General features: G+C 64.1%; 11 protein-coding genes and 1 CRISPR repeat array. Of the genes, 3 read left to right on the plus strand and 8 right to left on the minus strand.

Annotated elements, in window-relative coordinates; genetic code table 11:
- Window positions 1–17 precede the first annotated feature (17 nt).
- Window positions 18–428: direct repeats of the CRISPR family, unit length 38 nt; unit sequence TGTTTCAATCCCCGATTTGGTGGGGTTGGGAATGCGAC.
- Window positions 429–767: 339 nt separating this feature from the next.
- From PLU72_09885 to PLU72_09910, 6 genes are all read right to left on the minus strand, one after another.
- Window positions 768–4,109 (minus strand): hypothetical protein, encoded by a 3,342-nt coding sequence (locus PLU72_09885; protein ID HOT28490.1) that lies wholly within the window; start codon window positions 4,107–4,109, stop codon window positions 768–770.
- 4 nt (window positions 4,110–4,113) lie between these two features.
- On the minus strand, window positions 4,114–5,178 hold the full coding sequence (locus tag PLU72_09890; GenBank protein ID HOT28491.1) for a zf-HC2 domain-containing protein: 1,065 nt from the start codon (window positions 5,176–5,178) through the stop codon (window positions 4,114–4,116).
- Window positions 5,175–6,530 carry a hypothetical protein gene (locus tag PLU72_09895; protein HOT28492.1) on the minus strand — a complete coding sequence of 452 codons (1,356 nt, stop codon included), beginning with the start codon at window positions 6,528–6,530 and terminating at the stop codon, window positions 5,175–5,177. The genes PLU72_09890 and PLU72_09895 overlap by 4 nt, the downstream gene beginning before the upstream one ends.
- A complete protein-coding gene (locus PLU72_09900) occupies window positions 6,527–7,030 on the minus strand; it encodes a hypothetical protein (protein ID HOT28493.1) in 504 nt (167 codons plus the stop codon). Before PLU72_09900 ends, PLU72_09895 begins: the two co-directional genes overlap by 4 nt.
- 146 nt (window positions 7,031–7,176) lie before the next feature.
- The gene (locus PLU72_09905) at window positions 7,177–7,368 is read right to left on the minus strand and encodes a hypothetical protein (protein HOT28494.1); all 192 of its coding nucleotides are present in this window, start codon (window positions 7,366–7,368) and stop codon (window positions 7,177–7,179) included.
- A 27-nt stretch (window positions 7,369–7,395) separates the two neighbouring features.
- Window positions 7,396–7,605 carry a hypothetical protein gene (locus tag PLU72_09910; GenBank protein HOT28495.1) on the minus strand — a complete coding sequence of 70 codons (210 nt, stop codon included), beginning with the start codon at window positions 7,603–7,605 and terminating at the stop codon, window positions 7,396–7,398.
- 116 nt (window positions 7,606–7,721) lie between these two features.
- On the opposite strand from PLU72_09910, the gene PLU72_09915 reads away from it, so the two are divergent.
- The 3 genes from PLU72_09915 to PLU72_09925 all read left to right on the plus strand — a co-directional run bounded on the left by PLU72_09915 (window position 7,722) and on the right by PLU72_09925 (window position 12,873).
- The gene (locus PLU72_09915; protein HOT28496.1) at window positions 7,722–9,107 is read left to right on the plus strand and encodes an FHA domain-containing serine/threonine-protein kinase; all 1,386 of its coding nucleotides are present in this window, start codon (window positions 7,722–7,724) and stop codon (window positions 9,105–9,107) included.
- A gap of 91 nt (window positions 9,108–9,198) precedes the next feature.
- On the plus strand, window positions 9,199–12,072 hold the full coding sequence (locus PLU72_09920) for a DUF2225 domain-containing protein (protein HOT28497.1): 2,874 nt from the start codon (window positions 9,199–9,201) through the stop codon (window positions 12,070–12,072).
- Between the two features lie 129 nt (window positions 12,073–12,201).
- Window positions 12,202–12,873, plus strand: a complete 672-nt coding sequence (locus tag PLU72_09925) for a transposase (GenBank protein ID HOT28498.1) — start codon at window positions 12,202–12,204, stop codon at window positions 12,871–12,873.
- An 84-nt stretch (window positions 12,874–12,957) separates the two neighbouring features.
- On the opposite strand, the gene PLU72_09930 is transcribed toward PLU72_09925, so the two are convergent.
- Window positions 12,958–15,762 carry a hypothetical protein gene (locus PLU72_09930; protein ID HOT28499.1) on the minus strand — a complete coding sequence of 935 codons (2,805 nt, stop codon included), beginning with the start codon at window positions 15,760–15,762 and terminating at the stop codon, window positions 12,958–12,960.
- 1 nt (window position 15,763) lies between these two features.
- Window positions 15,764–16,660 (minus strand): hypothetical protein, encoded by an 897-nt coding sequence (locus PLU72_09935; protein ID HOT28500.1) that lies wholly within the window; start codon window positions 16,658–16,660, stop codon window positions 15,764–15,766.
- Between the last annotated feature and the right edge of the window lie 88 nt (window positions 16,661–16,748).

The following is a 16,748-nucleotide window of genomic DNA, read 5'->3' on the forward strand; positions in this document are numbered from 1 at the left end:
GGAGGGAACGGACAGGATGTTTCAATCCCCGATTTGGTGGGGTTGGGAATGCGACGCAAAATATAAATCTGCCTTCCCCGCTTCTTGAGATTGGTTTCAATCCCCGATTTGGTGGGGTTGGGAATGCGACCCGATACACGACAGGAGGGAGTGATGTGAGAATATTTGTTTCAATCCCCGATTTGGTGGGGTTGGGAATGCGACGTCTACGGACACAATGATTATGTGTTCGACGGCAGATGTTTCAATCCCCGATTTGGTGGGGTTGGGAATGCGACAGAAACGGGGGTATAACCAGCGGTTCGAGCGGAAATTGTTTCAATCCCCGATTTGGTGGGGTTGGGAATGCGACACAAACACATTCTTGTTTCTATTAATGAGATGCGCGTATGTTTCAATCCCCGATTTGGTGGGGTTGGGAATGCGACCCTTGGACTGAGGATCGTGATCTGGTGAGGGCTGGTGGGGCGGTTTCCGAGCACCCCCCTCAAAAAAGTGCTGAAAATTCAGCCGGACCCCCCTGAAGGGTCGGAAAACCGCACTGGAAGCGGATTTCATTTTCCGAGTACCTCGACGAAAACAGCGGGTTTGCGAGGGGGGTGGGAGGTGCTCGTCAACCGGTTCACGATTGCGGCCCTCTGGGGTTCTCTTCTCAATGATCGGGAGGGGCGGTTTTTCCTCTTCCGTTTTCAGTATACCACACGTTGTCGAGCAGCACGAATTTTTTACGAAAGCGAAGAAAAGGGGCAGGTCGTAAGCCGGGCGGATCACGATCCGCCCCTACGATGTTCGGATGCGACTCTGCGGGGGATGGGGAAATTCGATTTGGGGTGTCGGGGATGGTTCGAGAGAAGATCCAGGGCAAAGAAGGAGTTGGGGAGGTCGAGCACATCCGTCAGCAGGTAACGGCGCAGACGATCGGCATCGCCGTGCAGGGCGTGCTCGACGAGTCCGATCGTCACGAAGAGGCTTCGTTCGTACGCCGACGTCCAGAGGCGATCGGGGATGCGTGGGTGAAACGGGGTCTCGGAACGCCGTTTTTCCCAGGGGCGTACGGCCGCGAAGTAGGCGGTGGCGAGCAGAGGAAACCCCGCTTCGCGACCGAGCGCGGCAACGAGCCGCCTAAAAGACTGGGAAGTCTTTCCCGACCCGATGCCCCGCAGATGCAGAAACGGCAGAACCGCCTGAATCATTTTGCGGCTCGTTTCGGGAGAATCGAAGGTCTGCTCGAAGTTCCCGGCTTCTCTTCGAACGACCTCCCTGAGCCGTGCGTCGAGGCACGCATCCCAGCCGGTCCAGGCGATCATCGCGAGGGTGCAGGCATGCTCCGCCTGGTAATCGACCTTTCCGGCCCGCAATGATTCGAGGTGGGCGCTCTGCCGTTCGGCCAGTTCCGCGATCAGAACGTTCCAGGACGGAAACCGGCCGGGTTCGAAGCACGCCAACCACAAAGCGTCACGCCACGTCACTCGCGGCAGGGCCTTTTCGACGATTTCGAACAGGTCCGCCGGTCTCGCGTTCGGCCGTTCACGCAGACAGCCCGCGAGGAAGGGCAAGGCCTGGGCGGGGCTCATCGTCTTCGCGACGTCCGTCGGAAGAGCCCGTTTCATCCGCCCGGCGACGCTTCCCATCCAGTGACACAGAACCCCGTGATTCAACACGGCTCCGGGGTGCCCCCCCCGAAGGAGGGTCCACGTTCCGAGCCTCTCGAACGAACGCTTGAACGCTTCAGAGGAAAAAGGTTTCGAGCGCTGGCATCCGAGCATGCCGTGTGCGATTTCGAGCGCAGGATTTCCCAGGAACGCCCAGTCTTCCGCCGCCGTATTCCCGTCGGTCGGAGCGTTGCCCCCCGACTCCGGTCGGCCGGTGCCGGGTTTCCAGGGGGATATCCCTCTCAGGGCGGCGTGAAGAATTCCGTTCGTCACGTCGGACACCTCTTTCGGCAGAGCGGATCGACGAGTTTCCTTTTCCCGTTCCCGTTCGAACCGCCGTATCGCGGCCGGAATGCGGTTCAGGCCGAGACCCGCCCCGGAACTGTGCATGGGGCGGTTTTCCGCCTCGGTCAGCACGATTTTCACGGCCTTCTCGAGAGGTTTGAGGGTCTTGCGGCCGGCGTCTGCGACGGCTTTGGAAAGGCCTTCGAGGATTTCGGCGAGCCGCCGTTTCCCCGGGCAGGAGGTTTTCAGCAGTGTCCTGACGACGGGAAGAGCGACGAGCGGCTTCTTCGTCTCACCGGTGTGGTCGGATTGGATTGCGGCGCAATGGGCGCGCAGGTGGCGATCGACGACCGCCGTCCGCGGATGGCGAGCCTTGCGGAGGCGGTATCGGATGCTCCAGAGGAGCGCCACCCGGTCGTCGAAGGAAAGTCGCTCGGCGAAGGTCGGGAGCCATTCGGGCATCTCGCTCGTCATCACGGCCCTGAGAAGCCGGCGCATCGTTTTGCCGAACCGGCGCCGATGTTCGTCGGTCGAGGCGGCATAGGAGTCGGCCGAAAACTGCGGATTTCCGAGTTCTGCGAGGAACAGATCCATCCATTTCAGCTCGTCGCGGTGGGGCTTCGGGAGGGAGAGGAGAAGATCGATCGCCAGGAGCGGCTCAGAGAGGTGGCTCCAGAGCAGGAGCGGATAGCGTCGCCGGAACTGCGGGCTTGCCCAGAGTCCCTCATGGCGGGGGTCGAGAATGGGGTTGCCGAGGTGCATCGCGAACCGATGGTCGGGGTCGTGGGCGAAGACCCGGTTCGCCAGGCGGTAATAGACGGGGTCGAGGGAGACTCCCGAGCGATCGCCGAACCAGGCCAGTGCGAGAGGCAGGAAGGCCGTCGCCACCGGATCGGGGAGGACCGCCGAGAACCATTCGCACCACAGCCGGGGTTCCGATGCCGGTTCGAGGCTCTTCCCGAGGCGGAGAAAACAGTCGCGGAGGAACTCCAGCCAGAGCGTCCAGGTCGCGGCCCGGCCGCCGCGCGGCCGCTTGATGACGAGTTCGCGGGAGCGCTCCCAGACGGTCGTCCAATGCCCGGACGCGAGAATACTGCGGAACCATGCGTCGCGCTCGTCGGCGTCGATGCTGTTGAAATACCGGCGCGCGCGGTTTCCGGCGTGGATCGTTTCGAGTTCGCGCCCGGTGCGGGCGACGGGGTCGGAAAGGTGGAACCAGGCTTCCAGGTCGCGGAGCTTCGAGACGGGCCGGACGCGGTTGGTTTTGAGCAAGTCGAGGCATTCCTGGCGGTTGTCTTCGGGGATGAAGACGACGGAATACTCGCCCTGGAGGGCGACGAGGACCTTCTCGCGGACGTCGCCGACCTTTTCGATGAGGCCGTCGCTGGTGACGCGGCCGGTCATCGCGACGGGGCAGTGCAGGGAGCGGTTCTGGAGCCTCAGCCAGAGGGTGAACCAGAGGGCCAGGCCGGCCGATTGGCCCTTGATCGGAATCTCGAGCAGGCCGGCGGGCGGGTAGACCAGGAAGGGGCGCTCGTCGGCGAGTTCGGGGCCGAAATCGGCGGCGATGAGGCGTTCGACGGTTTTCCACGACTCTCGGAACTCGGGGTCCGCGCGGGACACCCAGTCGGCGTACAGGCGGCTCAGCAGTTCGTCGGACGTCGTGACGAGGGGGCCCGTCAGCACCGTTTTCCAGCGGCCCTGGGGGCGGACGATCAGCAGGTGGGGCATGTGTCCGGCCCCCGTCTCTCGCAGTTCGGAGCGGGTGCGTGTTTCCAGGCGTTGTTTCCGTTCGGCGATCTCGAACAGGCGGGCGGCGATGTCTTCGCATTCGAGTTCGAGCGACGCGAAGGCCTCGCCCAGGCTCCGGGTCGCGTCGGACGTCATGTTGAGGAGGTCGGGATGGCGGAGCATCCGGTCGGCTTCGTCGCCGATGCGGTCAAAGCGAATGTCCTGCTGATCGTCGGAAAGCCGGTCGGGCACCATGCCGGCGAGGCCGGGAAGGATGACGGGGCGTTCGCGCAGGAGGTCGCCGAGATGCTTCCGCAGACGGGCTTCTCCCTCGGCTTCGAGTCGTCCGAGCAGGGGTTCGGCGTCGGCGGGATCGGCGAGCGGGCAGTGCCAGAGCCGGCGCACGGATGCGAGGCAGGTCGCGAGGAGCTCGGAATTCACGGGATCACCTCGGAGTGATCTTCAGCCGTTTCAGGGTCTTTTCAGCCTTCAGCGCCTCTTCCCAGCCGTCTCCGCCGGGAACGAGGTCCAGCACGCCGTTGCGGGAGTCGCGGCGGAGGAGGACCTTCCCGCGGGCGTCGAGCATCGTCAGCGAGAATTCTTCGCCTTTGCGGCGTGTGGTGAAGCGGATGCCGCCGGCCGAGCGGCGGAACCTGGCCACCGTCGGCGTTTTTTTCCGCAGGTCGCCAAGCAGGCGCCCGACCAGCGGGTGCTCGACTTTGCCGGGAGCGTCTTTCGCGGTCATCAGGAGCCGTTCGTTGGCCGGGGAGATCTCGTATACGTCCTCGAGGGGTCCGGGGGCATCTGTCCCGGACATCGGGAGCCGTTCGTTGGCTGGCGGGGAGATCTCATACACGGCCTCGAGGGGGCCGGCGGCGTCGTCGGCCAGTGCAGTCGCGAGGGTTTCGGTGAGGAAGATCGAGGCTTTCCTGATGCGGGAGTCGCGGAAGATGCGCACCAGGGGCGACACGGCGGCGGATGCGGCGTTCGCGGCGCCCGCGAGCCGGTTGAGGAGGCTTTTTCGGAGCGGCGCCGAGATTTCGCCGAAGCAGTGCGCGAGCCGGCTTGCCGCGACGGGCCATTCGTTCCAGTATTCGACGAGGATCGGCCGCTCGAGCGGGGAATCGGCGGCCTTTCCGACGACGTCGTCGGGGCTGAGGTTCTCGGGGCGCGGCTCGACCGTGACGAAGCTGACCCGGATGTCGGGGCGTTTGGGGTCGAGCGAGCCGCGCTCGTCGCCGGTGAGGACGCCGAACTCGGGGTCGGCCCCCGGCACGACCAGCGACCAGAGCTGGCCGACGGCGAGGGTTTCGGGCCGCGGAGCGGCGAGCAGGCGGGCGGTGGTTTCGGCGCGCCGCCTGGTTTCTTCGGGGCATTGTGGGATGGCCAGCCTGGCGAGGTTCGCGCAGGACGGGCAGGATTGCAGGTGCCGTTCGAGCTTTCGGGTCTCTGCGGCGCCGAGCGTTCCGCGGCGAAAGGCCGTGATTGTTGCAGTGCTGGGGCAGTTCATCGATCGTTCTCCTTCCGGGCCCGCGATCGTCGGGGCGGCGTCGCGGGGTCGTCCGGCGGGGCCGTTTCGGCCTGCTCCGCATAGTCGCGCATGACCGGAAGAAACTTCTCGAACAGCTTCGCATGCAGACGAACCATCGCGATATCCAGCCTGACGCCGTCATCCGACTTCGCAAACACTTTTCCCTCGTTGCGGGTATTCCGCACCACCTTCGCCCCCGTCAGGTCTTCGAGGCGGTCCTGACAGAAGAGATGGAAGGCTTTCAACCTGTCAAAGGCCTGTACTTCCTCCAGGTTCAATAATTCCATCGCGGCCTCGCCGAAATTCGGCCGGCCGCGCATGCGTTCGATCCAAGCGGGGGGGAGGTGCAGGTGGGCGGCGATTTCCGGGGCGATGCGGCAGAGATCGAGCGCGCCCGCCAGCAACATGCGCGTGGCGCCCTCGGGGTTGGCGCGCAGGCGCCAGCAGGCGTGGGAGATGCTGCGCCCGAGCCAGTTCTCGATCAGGATTTCCTGGGTGTAGCCGAGGTTGTCCTCGAGCTTGTGGCGGCGCTGGCTCGCCTCGGCTTCGACGGGGGTGATATCATCGGCGTCGTCGTCGGAGCCGGGCTCCTGGAGAGAAATGCCGGTCTGCAGGATTCCGAAGTGGGCGTCGAGCAGGTTCGTCATGTGGCCGGCGGAAAGCTCGATCAGCTTCGCGAAGGTCTGTTGCCAGAAGTCTGCGATGAGTTCGGACAGGCCGGGATACTGCCATTTGGTCGGGGTGGCGGTCGCACAGAAGCGGTGCCGCCGGAAGAACCCGGGCAGGGATGCGAAAACGGCTTCGTCCGGGGAGGGGTCGCGGTGGGTGGGTTTCGCATCGCGCAGGAAATAGAACGTTTTCCGGCAACTCAGGATCCGCCGTTTCCCGAGGTCGCGGAACCTGGTCTGGACCGCACTGCTGAGGCGTCTGAAATTGAGGATGGTTTTCTCGGTCGACACCATGTCGGCGGCGGTCCGGATGACCTTGTTGAGATACCCGATCATGGCCGGAACGGCGTCGCCGCGCTGGAAGCGGGTGAACAGGTCGGGGTGGCGGTCGGGTTCGAAGATGACGGTGCGGGCGCGCGAACGGGCCGGGGAGACCGGGCAGAGGATCATCCAGGCTTCCTGGGCGACGTCTTTGGCGAGGTCGGGGACGCCGGCGCCGGCGGCATCGGAAGAGACGGCGCTGACGCCGCCGCGGTTGTGCTGGCCGTGGCGCTTCAGCCAGCGTTCGACGCTCCGGTTCAGCTCGAGGTAGGCGGTCTCGTAGTCTTGCAGGGAGCGGGTTTGGAAGAAGGCCTTGAAGGATTCGAGAAATGCGCGGCTCATGAGGCGCCTCCGGGCGTTTTCGCGAACTCGGATGAGGCGTAGTATCTGGAAAGCTTTTCGAGGAGCTGTTCTTTGAGGTGCGGGGGGAGGGTTCCCCGGACGTTGGGTTTGCGGAAGATGTCGTCGAGGGTGATCGGGAGCCTGTATTTGAGCAGGAACAGGGTTGCGCGCTTGAGGAACGGGGCGTCGTTCCGTTCGACCAGGAACAGCCACGGCCTATTCCAGTCGCGGTTTTCGAGGCGGCTGGTGCCGAACGCCATCACGGGGCGGTCGCCGGAGGAGACGCAGAGGCCGAGGTGCATTCCGTCGGGTTTTTTCGTCAGATTGAGTTGCGGAATGTGCATCCAGAGGGCGTTCTGGACGGACCTGACCTGGCCGAATTCTGCGAGTTCCGGCTGAACCAAATCTTCCAGGAGGGAAACCATCCGGTAGTATGACCTGTTCCTGATGCGCTGACGGCAAACCTTGTTGGGCTTCTTGGGCGATCGACGGGGCGACATGGCTCTCTTTCTCCTCGGGGAATGGCGCTCGCTGGTTCTCGGACGATTGTAGTCGAAAGGCATGCAATGGGCAACCGGCCGCCCGCCCGGCATGACCGCGGTGTGAAGTATATGAATACGTATAGAAACCACGGCGGTGCGAACGGTCAGGGGTTCAGTTCGCGGAGGGTGTATTCAACCCAGTCCTGGAAGGTGCCGCCGGCGGATTTCCGGCGGGCTTCGAGGCTCGCGCGGGCCCGGGCCTCGTCGTCGAACACCTCGACGGTTTCCTCGAGGTAAAGGTCGCCCTTCGAGATTTTCTGCCTGATCACGGCCCACCGTTTTTTCGAGTCGGTCATCGGATGATTCCTTTCGAGAGGCCGGGCTCAGGGCTCGTCGGGCACGTCGCCGCCGGGAAGCGCGGGGGCGCCGGCGGCCGGTTTCGCGGGCCCGGATGTTTCTTCGAGGGCCTCGTCGCCGCGGTGGAGAATCGCCCGGCTGACGATCGGCCAGCCGAACAGATACAGGAAGATCGCGGCCAGGAGGGCCAGGATCAGGTACAGCCAGGGCGCTCCGCGCCTGTTTCGCTTGTTCATGGGGGCATGATACCAGATTTTTCCGCCGCATCGCTCATCAGCGGGATGCGGTGTGATATGATGCAAGCCGCACCATACGGGTGACTATGTCGTGAAGAATGCGGAGGAACCGGCCGGTGGCGGTCGTCGAACTGAAGGTTCTCCAGGGGGAGCTCAAGGGGCGGGCGGTGACCTTCGAGCGGCCCGGGTGCGTCCTGTTCGGACGGGCCACCGATGCTGCGCTGCGGGTCGAGAACGATCCGTTCGTGTCGCGGCATCACTTTCTCCTGGAGATTTCGCCGCCGTTCGTCCTGCTGTCGGACCTCGGCAGCACGAACGGAGTGTACGTGAACGACAGATTGTATGGCGGGCGCGATACTACCGGACGGGGACTGGCCCGACCGGCGTCGAAGGCGACGTTCCTGTCGGACGGCGACCAGATCGTCGTCGGGCAGAACCGCATCTCGGTGTCGATCGACGAGGGCGCCGTTCCCGGCACGACGGCCCGGCGGCGCACGACGACGCGGCGGGCGCTTCCCTTCGCGGGAACCCCGACGGCCTCGATGGGCGAACTTGCGGCGTCCGCGCTCGCCGGGCAGTATCAGGTCGGGCCGGAGCTCGGGCGCGGCTGGATGGGCGTGGTCTACCAGGCCGTCGACGTCCGGTCGGGCGAGATGGTCTCGCTGAAGACCCTCGTTCCGAACGTTGTCTTCACCGACGAGGCCGCCGACGCGTTCCTGGCGCGCGCGAAAGCCCTCGGAGAACTCGTGCATCCGTCGCTCTGCCGGCAGTACGGCGTCTGGCGCGACGGGAACGTGTTCGTCAGCGCACGCGAATACGTCGACGGAAGGAACCTGGCGCAGCTTCTCAACATGCGCGGAGGGCGGCTCGGCCCCGACGAGGCGGTGCCGATCATGGGAGAGACGCTCGACGGGCTGGTCTACGCGATAGCAAAATCAGGCGATATATATCATCGAAATATAAAGCCGAGCAATATCCTCGTGTCCGGGCGCGGTCCCGACAGCCGCGCCCGCGTAGCGGATTTCGGGCTGTTTCACGGGCTCGAGGCGACGGGGCTTTCGCAGATCATGCTGTCCGACCTCTATCACGATGCGGCTCCCTACTGGCCCCGGGAGCGCATCACCTGGTTCGGCAGAACCCTGCCCGCGTCCGAGGTGTTTTCCGTCGCGGCCGTTTTCTACGAACTGCTCACGGGATGCCTGCCCCGCGACGGGGTGGCCGAACTGCGGAACGAGGTCCGGAAGGCCGGGCGGCCCGCCGGGCTGGCCGATTTCCTGCGCGTCTTCGCCGGCCACCCTCCGGTTCCCGTCAGAACGCGGAACCCGGACGTTCCCGCGCAGATCGCCGCGGTCATCGACCGGGCGCTGGCCGAACCGGCCGTGGAAGCCGGGGCCGATCCCGGGAAGATTCTCGCCGAGGCGCGGTATCCCGATCTGACGGCGTTCAGGACGGCCCTGCTCGATGCGTGCGATGCCGCGGGCTGGACGCCGCGCGGCGGCTGACCGGTCGCGTCGCGGCGGGCGGGTTGTGCTATCATGGGTCTGCCGCGCGGGCGGCCAGTAACCGGATCAGCCGGACAGGAACTCACGAGCCATGTTTTCGATCGGGACCATCATCAACGGGAATTACCACATCCTTTCCACGCTGGGCGAGGGCGGCATGGGCGCCGTCTTCAAGGCGTTCGACGAGCGCAAGTCCCGCCAGGTCGCCCTGAAGTTCCTGCACCGCGATTTTTCGCATGACCCGGCCGGCGTGAGCCGTTTCCGGCAGGAAGGCGAGATCCTGGCGACCATCCGGCATCCGCGAATCGTCGAGGTATATGCGCTCGAGACCGACGTAAAGACCGGGCTTCCCTTCATGGTCATGGAATGCTTTCCCGGCAGGAACCTGATGGATTTTCAGGACGAGCTGGCCCGCAATCCCACGCGGCTGATCAGGATGTTTCTCGACCTCCTCGACGGCATGAAGGCGGTCCATGCGAAGAAGATCATCCATCGCGATCTCAAACCTTCGAATATCCTGGTCAACGCGGCCGGCGACTTGAAAATCGTCGACTTCGGCATCGCCAAGGGCTCGAAAAAACAGACCCAGACCGGCATTGCGCTGGGCACCCCCCATTACATGTCGCCCGAGCAGTGCGAAGGCCGGCCGAACATCACATACCGGTCCGACATCTACTCGCTCGGCATCGTTCTCTGGGAGCTGGTGATGGGCACGCCGCCCTTCGTCGCCCCGGAAGACACGTCCGACGCGTTTCTCGCGATCGTCATGCAGCATCTGACAGCCCCCGTGCCGATCGATCTGCTCCAGGAAAGTCAGGTCGGACGCCTCTTTTCCGAGATCCTTCTCCGGATGCTCGACAAGAATCCTGAAAAACGGCCCGAGATCGACGACGTCATCCAGACGCTCCAGAGCGTGAAGGAAACCCTGCTGAAACGGTCGAATGCTCTGTCCATGCGGTTCCCGCTCGGCCCGCTGGTCCAGAAGGGGCCGTTCGGCGAGTTTTACCAGGCCTGGGACACGAAGACCGACACGCGCGTGCTGGTTCAGATCGTCCGTGGATCCGTCGCGCAGCCCGAAACCGCCGTTGCCGAGCGTCTGAAGCGGCTGGGCGAGGTTCGTCACCCGGGCGTCTGCGAGATCGTGCTTCACCAGACCGACCGGCGCGACGGGCGCCGGCTCATGGCCATGGAACTGCCGGCCGGCCGGCCGCTGGACCAGGTCGGGGAAACCTTCGCCAAGGACCACGACGCGCTCTCGCTCTTCATGCTGAACGTTCTCGACGCCCTTTCGGCGATTCACGAGCGCGGCGAAGTTCACGGAAACCTCCAGCCGGCGTTCATCATGGTCGGAGAAAAGAACGCGCCCCGGATCGGCGGATACCCGATGTATCCCGTCGCCCAGATGTCCCGGGAGAAGGCGGGGATCGAAGGCGTCTACCTGGCTCCGGAACAGTGGAAAGGCGGGCCGGTGACCGCCGCGAGCGACATCTACTCGGCCGGCCTCATTTTCTGGGAACTGATCTTCGGCCGGCTCCCTTCCGGCCTGGCCGGCGCCAAAGAGATGAGTCACTCGCGCCCGGGGCGCGGCACGGAGGACACCATCTCCCTGAAGGCACTGACGCCGCAGGATCCGCTGTTCCCGTTCCTCGAACATCTGATGGGCATGACGAGGGGCGAGCCGGAAAACCGTCCGGCGCTGGCGCCGCTGCTGGCGTGCCTTCGCGAGATCCGGGCGGCCTTCGAACGGTCGGCGCCGAAAACGGACCAGAAGGGCGACACCAGGCAGTGCCTCCTGCTCACGAAGGACGAAACGCTCGCCACGCTCGTCGGACTGACGATGAAGGAGTTCGGCTTCCGCTTCCAGCGCGCCTGGAGCTATCGCGAAATCGCGCGCATGTCGAGCGCCGAGCCGACCGTCGCGTGGTTCATCGACCTCGACGGCTTCCAGGAGTCCATGCCCGAGATTGCGACTCTGGGCATGAAGGAGGCGCCCGAGGTGAAGATCGTCTTTCTCGCCACCAGCTTCACGCGCGAGCTCGCCGAGGAGTGCATGGGCCAGCTGGCCAACGGCATCCTGGTGAAGCCACTCAGCGTCCCGCGGCTTGTCCAGACCCTGAGTTCCCTCAACGAGGAGCCGGAGATCGTCGAAAACGAGTATCTGTTCCCGCTGCGCCCCGTTCCCGGCGACGCCGGCGGGGCCGAACAGCAGGGAAATCCATATCATGTGATATTTTTCGAGTGCGGCGTCTGCAGGGAACGATTCGGCACGCAGCAGCTGAAGCCCGGCGCGGTCGAATACCACACGGCGGACACCGATTTCTGCCCGGTCTGCAAGGAAGGCATCGTTCCGGAAACCTACGCCATCGTGGTCTGCCCGTCCTGCTTGTACGCGAATTTCGCCGGACGCTTCCAGCGGGCGGCTTTTTTGCCGGAAACCATCGCGAAGTTTCTCGAGGAATCCAAGCTGGAGGAGCGCGTCAAAGCCTCTCACGACCTGGATTTCCAGAACGAGCGGACGCTGACCGAGGGCGTGCGGAGCTTCGATCTCGCGGCTCTCTGCGCGAAAGAGCTGGAGCCGCTGGAATACGACCGCCTGGCGGCCGGCATCTATCTCAAGGCGTCCTGGATGTGCCGCCGTCTGGGGAAACCCCTGATGGAAACAGATTATCAAACCCGGGCCCTCGAGTGCATCATGCGCCTGTATCACCCCTATCTCCCGCTCAGCAAGCGGTTCACGAGCTGGGAGGCGGTGCGCGAGAAACTGCGACCGGGCCAGGAACTGCTCGGGGAGCGGGCGGTCGTGGTGAACGGCTTCCTGGGCGCCGAGCTGTCGGCGCGCCTGGGGCTGGACGAGCAGGCCGAGTTCTATTTCGACAAGGTGCTTGCCCTGCCCTTCCTGTCGCGGTTCCCGTTGCTCGCCCGCCACATTCACGGCGCCCACCGAAAGTTCAAAAGCCGGCAGTGAATTCGGGGGACGTGATACGGAATTGAATCATCTCCCTTCCGCGGATTTTCCTATCTCCTGTCTCAATAATTTTCCCCGAAGGGTATGTTCGGGTGAGTTATTGGTAGACCACACAAGGAGTTGGAAAAGATGGCAAGAATGTCGCGTGTTGTCGGGGTGGGTTTACCGCACCATGTCACTCAGCGGGGAAATCGGCGGATGCCCACGTTTTTCTCTTCAGATGACTATCGAACGTATCTTTCCATTCTCTCCGAATGGTGCCAGAAAACCGGAGTGGAAATATGGGCATACTGCCTTATGCCCAATCACGTTCATCTGATCGCAGTTCCTTCCCAGAAAAACGCGCTGGCACGGGGAATCGGCGAAACGCACCGGCGATACTCCCGAATGGTGAATTTCCGGGAAGGCTGGAAAGGCTTTCTGTGGCAGGATCGATTTCATTCCTGCCTGCTCGATCAGGCTCATCTCCATGCTGCGGTCCGGTACGTGGAGCTCAATCCGGTAACAGCCGGTCTTGTGCAAGACCCTTTTTCCTACCCCTGGAGCAGCGCGGCGGCGCATCTTCAGGGAATAGACAACCATGTGGTGAAGGTTTCTCCGATGTTGGAATTCGTTGCTGTCGATTGGCGAGAGTTCCTTCGGCATGAGCCGTCCCAGGATTTTTTCTCTCGTATCCGTCTCCATTCGAGGACGGGGCGCCCATTGGGAAATGAGAGCTTCCTGTCAGAGGTCGAACGTCTGGTTGGCAAGTCTCTCCGTCCGGGCCGGCCGGGGCCGAAACCTTCTCGAGAAAGGGGATGAGATCCGCCCCCCGAGACGATTCATGTATCAGGAAAACGCCTTTGCGGTGTTCGATATCACGTCCCCGGATTACGGATTAGCGGATCAGCGGTTGCTGATCGAACCCGAGTGGAGCCGGCACTTGATCGACTTGATGCCGTCTTTGGGGCATTCGCCGGGCATGTGGCCGCAGGGAAGGCGCCCGTCGCTTTTCGGCGGCTGTTTCACGCGCGGTTGTTCCGCGGGCTTCGACGGTTGGACGGGCTTCTTTTGATCCTTCGCCGCCTGTATCTCGCTCCACGTCGGCCCCTGGGCCGGTTTTTTGCCGGCGGCGGCGCGGAGGGCATCGAGGGCCGCCTTCAACCCGGCGAGGGAGCGGGCTGCGGCGTTGTAGCGGGGCGTCAGTCGCTCAAGAACCGCGTCGGCGAGGGGGCCGATCTCCGGGGCGCTCGCCTGCGACGAGCCCGGCGACGGACGGAGGCGGGCGATGCTCGAGGTGATCTTTTCGGGAAGGCGTTCGAGCGTGCCGACCTCGCCGAAGAAGTCTTCGGGCATGGCGGCGTCGGGCCGCGCGATGCCGTTCAGGCGTGACCTGATCACGACCCAGTCCGCCTCGTCGCTTTCGCGTTTTCCCGAGAAAAACTCTCCGGCTTTCTCGATGCGGGCCTTCAGGCTGTCGAAATCCGCGATCGTTTTTTTGAAGCGGGCCTCGTTCTTCCTCATGATCTCGGCGTTGGCGGCCGCCTGTCGGGCCGTGTCGGACAGCGCCGCCTTTCCGGCCTCAAACCCGGATACGATGTCAGTCATGCTGTTTGAAGCGGAAAGACGGCCGATCTCGAACATCTCCGCCCTGCACGCCTCGATCGCCGCCGCGTGTTGCTCGAGGCTCGATGCGAGCGCCTGGGTCGTCGCCAAGGCCTCTTTCGGGTCGCCGCCGAGGGCGAGGGCCCGTTTCGCGGCCTCGGCCTGGCGGCTCATCAGCTCCAGCGCGGCCGTGGTCGCCATCAGGTTTTTCGCGAGTCGCACTTCCGTCGCGGGAAGGGTTTTCAGGGCATCCGACCCCTTCGCGCCGTCGATCTCGCGCTGCTCCTCCTGGAGCCGTTCGAGGGCGACGTCGGCGGCGCGGCAGAACTGGCGCGCCGATCTTGCGTTCTGTTCGAGCACGGTTTTGAGATACGCCGCATCGTTCGCCAGCCGCTTCAGCTCGGTGATTCCATCCTTTCCGAACTTGACGGCCTTCGCGTTCTGCACGCTCTGCTCCATGTTCTGCGCCTGGATCTCGGCGAACGTCGTCTCGAGCACATTGCGCGTGTCGAGCGTCTCGCCGACGAGGAAGATCGCGGCATCCGCCGCGGCCGCGGCCGCCCCTGCCGCGGTGTGGGTCGCGGATTTCAGCAGTTCGTAGCTGCCGATCGCGGTGCCGTGGAAGGTTCCCTTGACGGTGGCTTCGGCCATGATCTTCAGCTTGACGGCCGTGGATTCCGGGTCTTCGCCGAGGGCGAGATACTTGAGTTTGAGCCGCTCGACCTCTTTTTTGGTGTAGTCGGCCGTCTCGGCGCTGACCGTTTCGAGGGTGCCGCCGAGCGACATGTTCCAGAGGATCTCGGTCGTGGACTTGCCCTGGGAATACTGAGTACCGACGTTCAGGATGGTGCTGACGAGGCCGAGGCGGCTGGCGACCGTCGCTCTGCCGTTCCCTGCCGGCGGCGGGGCGGACGGTTTCTTCAGTTCGGCGTTCACTCCCCGGGCGAAGTCGCCGCCGTACTTGATTTCGAGGTCCGCCACGGCCTGGGCTTTCAGGGTCGGGGGGAGGTTTTTTATATTTTCAGCGATAATGGCCTTCGCCGCCGCGGTGTCGCCGCCGGCCACGGCGGCGCCCGCGATCGCGTCGTTGAATTTCCGGGTCGCGTTGCGGGCCAGGTGCTCGCTGACGGCGCCGACCGACGCTTCGGCGTTCTGCGTCGCCCTCGACGCGTCGCGTTTCTGCGCCTGCCGGATTCTCTCGGCCGAACCGCGCGAATAGACGTCTTCCGAGGGTCCGGCCTCGTTTCCCGCGCCGCCGACGAGCTCGGCGGCCTTCTCGTCGCGGCCGAGATATTTGCTCATGAAGGCGGTGTGTTTGCGTATTTCAATATCTATATTATCAATCTCGGCGGGATCGGTGCGCTTCGCCCGTTCGGCGTTGAGCCGTCGGATCTCGGCGTTCATGACGGCCGCCTTCTTCTGCATCTCAGCATGGTATGCGGCCGCCTCGTGCATCGTCGGGGAAACGGGCCGCCCGCCGTCGATGGCGAGCTGAAGCTTCGCCGCCTCCGCGCTCGTGTATGCCAGCCCGCCCTCGGCGTTGATATAGCTGTTGGCATTTTTGAAATCCGCCGGCTTCATGTCGTACGGCGAGGGCATGATATCGGTCGTGAGCTTTTTCGCCCAGTTCTCGCCCGGCGAGGTTTGCACGCCCTGCGCCGAGAGATACCCGGCGACTTCCCGGTTGTATTCCTGGCGGACCTTCTTCACGTGGTCGACGGTGAGCTCTCCCTGCGGGTTTTGGAGCTGGCGGTCGGTGTCGGTTCCGGCCTTGTACGTGTCGGCGTTCTTCGGCGGAGCGACGGCGAGGCCGTGCCGGGTCGAAGCGGTGCGTATCAACTCGTCGTTCTTCTCGACGAAGGCCCGCTGGTTATGCTGATACTCGGCGTCGGAGATCTTTCCGGCCATCGCGAGGTTGTTGAGCCGCTCGTTGTTCGCGAACAGGACGGCCTTCTGCCGCTCGGTCGCTTGTCCAGCGGCGGCCGCGCGCGCGTATGCGACCAGGTCGTCGTTGGATACGTTCTGGCCTGGGGCTTCGCCCGGGAAGCACAGGCCGGCGAACGCGAGAAGGAGGATGAGGATGAAGCCGGGAAGTCGCGTTCTCATCTCAGTTTCCCATCTTTTGTCTCATCGCGGCAGCCGTTTTCGCGACGTTCAGCGCGGCGGGCGTTTCCGCGATGATCCGGTCGAGCAGGACCCGCGCCTGCTGCCTGTTGCCCACGTCATCGTACAGACCGGCCAGGAGAAGCATCACTTCTTCCGGCTCAGAGGGGTTCTGCCGCAGGATGCGCTCGAGCTCGAAGATCCCGCGCGAAAGATCTCCGCTGGCCGCGGCAAGCCACGCAAGCTGGCGGGCCGCTTTCCCGAACCCGCCGTCGGGCTGCCATGTCCGTCGGGCCGCCGTGGCGAACGCGAGGTCGAACCGGAACATCCGCGCGTACGCGTCCGCAAGCCTCGCCAGAAAGGCATCGCACGGATCGGTTTCCACCAACGCCTCATACAGGGCCGTGGCCAGCCTGACCGAGGGCAGGTCGTTCTTCGCCATGTATGCGTCGGCAAGCGCCAGCACCGCGTCGGGACTGCCGGGATTGCGCCGAAACGCCTCCTCGAGCTCGGCGATGCGGGCGTCGCCGAGGCCGATCCTGCCCTTCGCCAGATTCGATCCGGCGTTGAAGAGACGCCGCCCGAACTCGAGAAGGCCGGGCGCGTTCTTTTCGAGAGACCGGCGCGCCTCGGTGAAATCGACGTTCTTGAAGGCGCCGGCTTCATGAAGCGCCAGACATACGACGACGGATTCAGACGCCAGGAACGCGCCGAAGATGAAGATCGGCATGAGGCAGCCGAAGCGGGCCGCCCGGAGCTGCCAGACAAAGCTGAAAAGAAAGATGCCGGCCGCCGCAAGCGCATATCCGGGGGATCCCTTGAAATAGACGAGCGCCGCCGCGAACAGCATGCCGAATTTGAGGAAAAACCACGAGAGCACCAGCGCAAACAGGCATGACAAGCATGACCACCCGCGCGGCGGCGATGTGGGGCGGGCGTGTTCCTGATTTGGTTCGTTCGGCTGGTTCGTGGACATCGTACGGCTTCAG

This window comes from Candidatus Ozemobacteraceae bacterium, assembly GCA_035373905.1.
In the GTDB taxonomy this organism is placed as follows: Bacteria; Muiribacteriota; Ozemobacteria; order Ozemobacterales; family Ozemobacteraceae; genus MWAR01.